Consider the following 6,058-nt stretch of genomic DNA (forward strand, 5'->3'; position numbering starts at 1 on the left):
AGTGCTGTGATGACAAAAACAAGCGCTCCAAGAGAAAAATACAAAATATTCATGAAAGGCCAGTTGGTTTAGTCCTGTCTGCTAAACGAAATTGCCCCGGGGGGGTTAGCGGGCCGTGCTACAGTGGGCGCAAGAGCTGTGCCTGCTGTTTCGCTGGCAACGGTTGTTATAGCGCTCTTACGGGCACTTCGCTGCACGATGGCACAGTAGAGCTTCAAAAAATGTATAAAAAACAACCTTAAATATGTAAAACATAGGGCTCCCGTTTGGGTATAAAGCAAAAGATGTATTATTGAAACATAACATACTATGAACAAAGACTTGATAAGAACTTTGGCTGAGTGCGCTGCGGCCTGTAATAACTGCGCCATTTCCTGTCTTCAGGAAGAAGATATCAAAATGATGGTGCCCTGCATCCGTTTGGACTTAGACTGCGCCGCCATCTGCAAGGCGGCCTTGGACTATGTATCCCGTGACTCCCGCTATGCTGGGGAGATACTACAGCAGTGCGCTAGAATTTGCAGGGACTGCGGGGAAGAGTGCAACAGACACGAGGCTGCTCACTGCAAGGAATGTGCAGAGGCTTGCTTTAAGTGCGCCGAGGCCTGTGAGCAGTATCAAACAGCGTAGGGAGCGGTTAATTTCAGTATAAGAAGCGGTTTGCGCGTGCGTAAACCGCTTCTTACGTTAGGCACTGTCAAGGCGAAGCCAGCAGCAGTGTTCTAAGTGCTGCTGTACACATCCAGTAACCCAATTTTCACAAACAACGACAGCAGCTTCTTCAAATCCTGTCCGCACATGGTGCTCAGCTTTTAAAGCCCTAGTACCTGTGGTTACAGCTGCAGCCAGAAGTGCAGAACAGGAATAGCACGTGGTCACGTGCGGTACTAACAAGGTATTGCTATGCACGGAAGTGCAGGTAGTACACAGGCAAATACGGGCCTTTTACTACCTGCACTCTTTAGATATAACTGCTATTGTATGTTTTCACAACCAGCACACAGTAGGTAAACCGCAATGCTTAAGCTCCTTTTAAACAAGTACTGTGGATTGATCGACCATTATAAGTTAGCACTATGAAAATAAAAGAATACGCTGCCATGGTTACGGTTCTTGTGTGCGTGCTTTCCCTCTTTGGAGGAGAGGCTGCCGCACAGGCCGACACAGTGGTATATCGCCTGGCGATCAATCAGCAGCAAGTTAAAATCGCCGACAGGTCCAGTACGGGCATGACCATTAACGGTACCATTCCCGGCCCCACTCTGCGATTTTCCGAGGGCGACTACGCTGTCATGCACGTCACCAACGAAATGGATGTGGAGACGTCGGTGCACTGGCACGGCCTGCTGCTGCCCAACTTCTACGACGGCGTTCCCTACCTGACCACGCCACCGATACCGCCTGGGGAAACGTTCACGTACGAGTTCCCGCTCAAGCACGCCGGCACGTACTGGTACCACTCCCACACAGGCCTGCAGGAGCAGTCGGGTGTGTACGGCTCTATCGTTATTGAGGCAAAGGAGGAGCGGATGGCCTATGATACTGACCTGGTGATCGTACTGTCGGACTGGACGTACGAAAAGCCGGAGAACGTGCTAAGGAACCTGAAGCGGGGCCTGGAGATATATGACATCCAGAAAGGCACTTCCACACCCCTTAGCATGGTCATCGCCCGGGGAGCGCTGGGGGCTCAGCTCAGCTTCTGGAGGCAGCGCATGGAGGGAGCGGACATTTCTGACATCTACTACCCCGCTTTCCTGACCAATGGACAGCCCGTGCGGGAGTACCCGGAGCTCAGACCGGGACAGAGGGTGCGGCTGCGGGTGATTAACGCGGCCGCCTCCAGCCAGTTCTGGCTGACCTTCGGCGGGGAAAAGCCGCTTTTGATTGCCGCTGACGGACTGGATGTGGTGCCGGTGCAGCACAGTCCCGCTTTTATCGCCGTTGCTGAAACCTACGACTTTCTGGTGACGATTCCCGAGAACGGGAAAATAGAGCTGCGGGCCACCGCACAGGACGGCTCCGGCCACACCTCCGCTTTTCTTGGGCAGGGTCCTGTTATTCCTGCACCAGGTGTGCCGCGGCCCGACAAGATAGCCATGATGCAGCAAATGGCTGCCATGGACATGAGGATGGGGGCTCCGGCCACCAAGTTCAACCCCAGTGAAGAAGAGCCTTATGAGATGATGCAGGAGTGGGGCATGCAGATGGACGGGGGAATGGATATGGACCACACCAGGATGAGCGGTGCCGAAAGGCAAACACAGACGAAAGAAGCAACAGAGAGGGGGCATGATATGCCGGCGCATCAACAAGAGCAGTCAGGGCAAAAGCGGGACATGAGCAAACGCAGCAAAGCTGGTGCTGTGCAAAAAGACACCACTGCGAGCCCTACAGGAGCGAACCACTCGATGCACGGCATGCCTGCAGGCAAAATGAAGGAAGAGAGACTGGACTCTGCTGCAGTAAAAGGTATGGACCACACAAAAATGAACCACACTAAGCCCGGAATGGAAACGGGGGAGCCCGGCAGGGACAAGGGAATGGCGCTGCAGGGGATGCCCCAGGACAGCACCGTGAACATGAGCGCGATGCCAGGCATGAACATGTTCGACGAATACAACTATGATTACTTAAAGGCCACAGAGCCTACCGACTTTGCAGCCGATAAGCCTGTCCGGGAGATACTGCTGAACCTGACGGGAAATATGGTGCGTTATATATGGAGCATAAACGGGGTGCCGCTGAAGGAGGCAGACAAAATAAAGATACGAAAGGGCGAGGTGACCCGCATTACGCTTAACAACCTGACCATGATGCACCATCCCATGCACCTGCACGGCCACTTTTTCCGGGTAATAAACGAGCACGGAGAGTACTCCCCACTTAAGCACACGGTGAACCTGGCGCCGATGCAGAAGGTGGTGATCGAGTTTGACGCCAACGAGTACGGAGACTGGTTCTTCCACTGCCATATTCTCTATCACCTGGATGCGGGTATGGCCCGCATCTTTAGCTACGACACGCCTCGCGACCCACGCATGAAACGGTACCCGCTCAACATCCTGACAAACAAAAGCAACCACTTTTTCTTCTGGGGTGCCGTTGACCTGGCCTCGCATATGGGTGAGACCAGGATGGTGCTGTCGAATCTGCGCAACCAGTTTACTTTGTCGGCAGAATATGGCTGGAACAAAAACCTGGAGGCGGAGCTTACCTACGGCAGGTTCCTCTACGATTACCTGAACGTATTTGTCGGTGTGAACGTGGAGAACGAGAAGGAAGAAAGCATGGAGAAAGTGGAGACTACCGCCATTGCCGGTATCCGATACCTGACGCCCTACATGTTCAACCTCGATGTGCGCCTTGACAACAAACTGCGGCCACAGGTCAGCCTAAGCCGCGAGGTGCTGATTTTTCCGCGCACCTTCCTGTTCGGGGAGTATGAGTACCAGGCGGACTTCGGCTGGGTAAGCGATTTCGCTCCGGAGGAAGGCACGGGCAGAGTAGACAACTACCGAAGCGAAACGACTTGGAACGTAGGGCTGGAGTACCTCATGTCAAAAACTTTCTCGCTGATGGGCAGCTACGACAACCGCTTCGGGGCTGGCGGAGGGCTGACCGTACGGTTTTAAAGGGGCTAAGGACGCTGTTTTTCGCCGGCAAGTAGAGCCACGGGAAATGGAGTTGATCTAGTATGCATTTAATGAATATATTAGCTCTATGAAGCTAAAGAACAAAAGCAGCTACTACACTCGAAAAGTACACCGCTACCTGGGCATTCTTTTAGGAGTTCAGTTCCTCTTCTGGACCTTGGGAGGCCTGTACTTCAGTTGGAATGACATAGAGAACGTACATGGTGACCACCTTAGGAGAGACAAAACGTATTTCCCCGCTACTGTACGCTTGGTTTCGCCACAGCAGGCGTTAGGTGAACTGCAGAGTGCCACACAAGTCGATTCCATTCACTCCCTACAACTCATTGACCTGCCTGGAAGCCCAGCTTACCAGATCCGGTATTTCGCAGGAGAAAGCGCCAGCCACTCTGAGCAGGAGGACGACTCGCACAGCACAGGCCACAGCAGCGTAAAAGTACAGCTAGCCAACGCCGTGACTGGTCAGTTGCTGGCTCCACTTGGCAGGGCGGATGCTGTCCGCGTTGCGAAAAAAACCGTTATAGCCCCTGGCACCGTGGAGAAGGTAGAGTACCTGACAGCCGTAGGGGCGCACCATGAATACCGGGAGAAGCCGCTGCCCGCTTGGGCCGTTACGTTTGCTGCGCCTAACTGCACGGTCTACGTTTCCGCCGAATTAGGTACTTTCCAGGCGATCCGCCACAACCAATGGCGCCTGTTTGATTTTCTGTGGATGCTGCACACCATGGATTACGAGGGCCGAGATAACTTCGGCAACATCCTGCTCAGGGCGTTCTCCATCTTCGGGCTTTTCACCGTGCTCTCGGGGTTTGCCCTCTACTATGTTTCGTCCCCTTCTGTAAGAAAATTAAAAAGGAAAATCAGTAACTAAACGGACATGATAAAACTAAACTGGCAAAGCAACCGGAATCTGTTCCTCTCCCTGTCGCTTCTGGTAATGCTGGTGTCCTGCCAACCTTCTACTGACGGACAGGGGGAGAAAGCGTCCCCGGGTAAGGCCCAGGAAATAGTAGACGCAGCGATAGCGGCACACGGAGGCGAGCTGTTTAACAGGATGTCGGTAAGTTTCGACTTCAGAGACAGGCATTACACTGCGCTTCGGGAGGATGGGGCTTACGTTTACACCCGGGAGTTTAGCGATTCGCTGGGCCAGGTCCGGGACGTCTTGAGCAACGACGGCTTTTACCGCGAAATTGATGGCCGCAAAGTGGAGTTGACAGAGGAGCGAAAAAAAGCGTACGCAAACTCAGTGAATTCCGTCATTTACTTTGCCCTGCTGCCCTACGGCTTGAATGACGCTGCCGTAAACAAAGCCTACCTGGGAAAAACAAGCATTAAAGGGCAGCCCTACCACAAGATAAAAGTTACGTTCGACTTGGAAGGCGGCGGGAGCGACCATGAAGACGAGTATATTTACTGGATACACCCGGCCAAGTACACCATGGATTACCTGGCCTACAGCTTCCAGGTAAACGAAGGAGGCCTGCGCTTCAGGGAAGCGCACAACAGAAGGAACATGAAGGGTGTCCTGTTTGCCGACTACGTGAATTACGAGGCAGCCTCCGACACAGTAACCCTGGAGAAGATGGACGTAGCCTTTGAAAACGGTGGGCTTAGAAAGCTCTCGGATATAAACCTAAAAAACATAACCTTCCAAACCGGGACACCTTAATACCGGAAGGGGATGCAGGAAACATCGCACCTCGTTTCCTAAAAGGAAGAGGAAAAGTGGCGTCTCCAGGTCACAGGGATACAAGCTAGGAAAGCCTGCAGGAGGAGCCGTTATTTGACTTGGCAAAAGTAAGTTGCTTCTGTTCCAGCCAGCAGGTAGTTATAAACAGGCAAGCCAGCCGTTGTGTCGGCTTTCCCTTTCTCCTTTACTTAAACTTTTATAGCATGAACATTGGTTTTCTGTGGCACCTTGTTTTGCACCTGATAGTGCCTGTGGCAGTTGCCTGGCTGTTCTTTCGCCCCAGGTTTAAGCGGGCCGCTTTGGTGATGTTTGCAGCCATCCTCATAGACCTGGACCACCTCCTAGCTGATCCCATCGTAGATCCGGACAGGTGCAGCGTGGGCTTTCACCCGCTGCACAGCTATTGGGTGATTCCACTTTATGTGTTACTGTGCCTGTTTCCTAAAACAAGGCTCGTTGGGTTGGGTCTTGTGATACATATTATAATGGATTGGCTGGAATGCATTTGATCCACAAATGTGTAAATAGTGCTGTAAAATATGTAAAACTTATCCTTATCGGGTCTGGTATAACAGGACAGCTTACAGCTGAGAAGGAACAGGTGGGTACCCTGTTGCTTGATAGAGAAGGGGGTGGCTTGCTTCATACTGTGGATGTGCCAGGTTTTACCCTGTTTATAACCGTTTAGAATTCTGAATACTTTAATTAT

The 6,058-nt window shown here is 52.3% G+C and carries 5 protein-coding genes; all 5 read left to right on the forward strand.

The window, feature by feature from the left end; all coding sequences use genetic code 11:
* The first annotated feature begins 402 nt into the window (after positions 1–402).
* The 5 genes from ACFQ2O_RS19180 to ACFQ2O_RS19200 all read left to right on the forward strand — a co-directional run bounded on the left by ACFQ2O_RS19180 (position 403) and on the right by ACFQ2O_RS19200 (position 5,858).
* Positions 403–630: a four-helix bundle copper-binding protein gene (locus ACFQ2O_RS19180; protein WP_377531817.1), complete on the forward strand. Its 228-nt coding sequence runs from the start codon at positions 403–405 to the stop codon at positions 628–630.
* 446 nt (positions 631–1,076) lie between these two features.
* Positions 1,077–3,635 (forward strand): multicopper oxidase domain-containing protein, encoded by a 2,559-nt coding sequence (locus ACFQ2O_RS19185; protein ID WP_377531806.1) that lies wholly within the window; start codon positions 1,077–1,079, stop codon positions 3,633–3,635.
* Between the two features lie 88 nt (positions 3,636–3,723).
* Positions 3,724–4,527, forward strand: coding sequence for a hypothetical protein (locus ACFQ2O_RS19190; protein WP_377531809.1), 804 nt, complete (start codon positions 3,724–3,726; stop codon positions 4,525–4,527).
* Positions 4,528–4,533: 6 nt separating this feature from the next.
* Positions 4,534–5,328 carry a DUF6503 family protein gene (locus ACFQ2O_RS19195; RefSeq protein ID WP_377531812.1) on the forward strand — a complete coding sequence of 265 codons (795 nt, stop codon included), beginning with the start codon at positions 4,534–4,536 and terminating at the stop codon, positions 5,326–5,328.
* Positions 5,329–5,552: 224 nt separating this feature from the next.
* A complete protein-coding gene (locus tag ACFQ2O_RS19200) occupies positions 5,553–5,858 on the forward strand; it encodes a DUF6122 family protein (RefSeq protein ID WP_377531815.1) in 306 nt (101 codons plus the stop codon).
* The last annotated feature ends 200 nt before the right edge of the window (positions 5,859–6,058 follow it).

Origin of the sequence: Pontibacter rugosus, assembly GCF_042678745.1 — a bacterium.
Taxonomy (GTDB): domain Bacteria; phylum Bacteroidota; class Bacteroidia; order Cytophagales; family Hymenobacteraceae; genus Pontibacter; species Pontibacter rugosus.

Excerpts from the sequence above, each read along its gene's own strand:
- ACFQ2O_RS19180 (WP_377531817.1), top strand. The coding sequence starts at position 403 with ATGGTGCCCTGCATCCGTTTGGACTTAGACTGCGCCGCCATCTGCAAG.
- ACFQ2O_RS19185 (WP_377531806.1), top strand. The coding sequence starts at position 1,077 with ATGAAAATAAAAGAATACGCTGCCATGGTTACGGTTCTTGTGTGCGTG.
- ACFQ2O_RS19200 (WP_377531815.1), top strand. The coding sequence starts at position 5,553 with ATGAACATTGGTTTTCTGTGGCACCTTGTTTTGCACCTGATAGTGCCT.
- ACFQ2O_RS19190 (WP_377531809.1), top strand. The coding sequence starts at position 3,724 with ATGAAGCTAAAGAACAAAAGCAGCTACTACACTCGAAAAGTACACCGC.
- ACFQ2O_RS19195 (WP_377531812.1), top strand. The coding sequence starts at position 4,534 with ATGATAAAACTAAACTGGCAAAGCAACCGGAATCTGTTCCTCTCCCTG.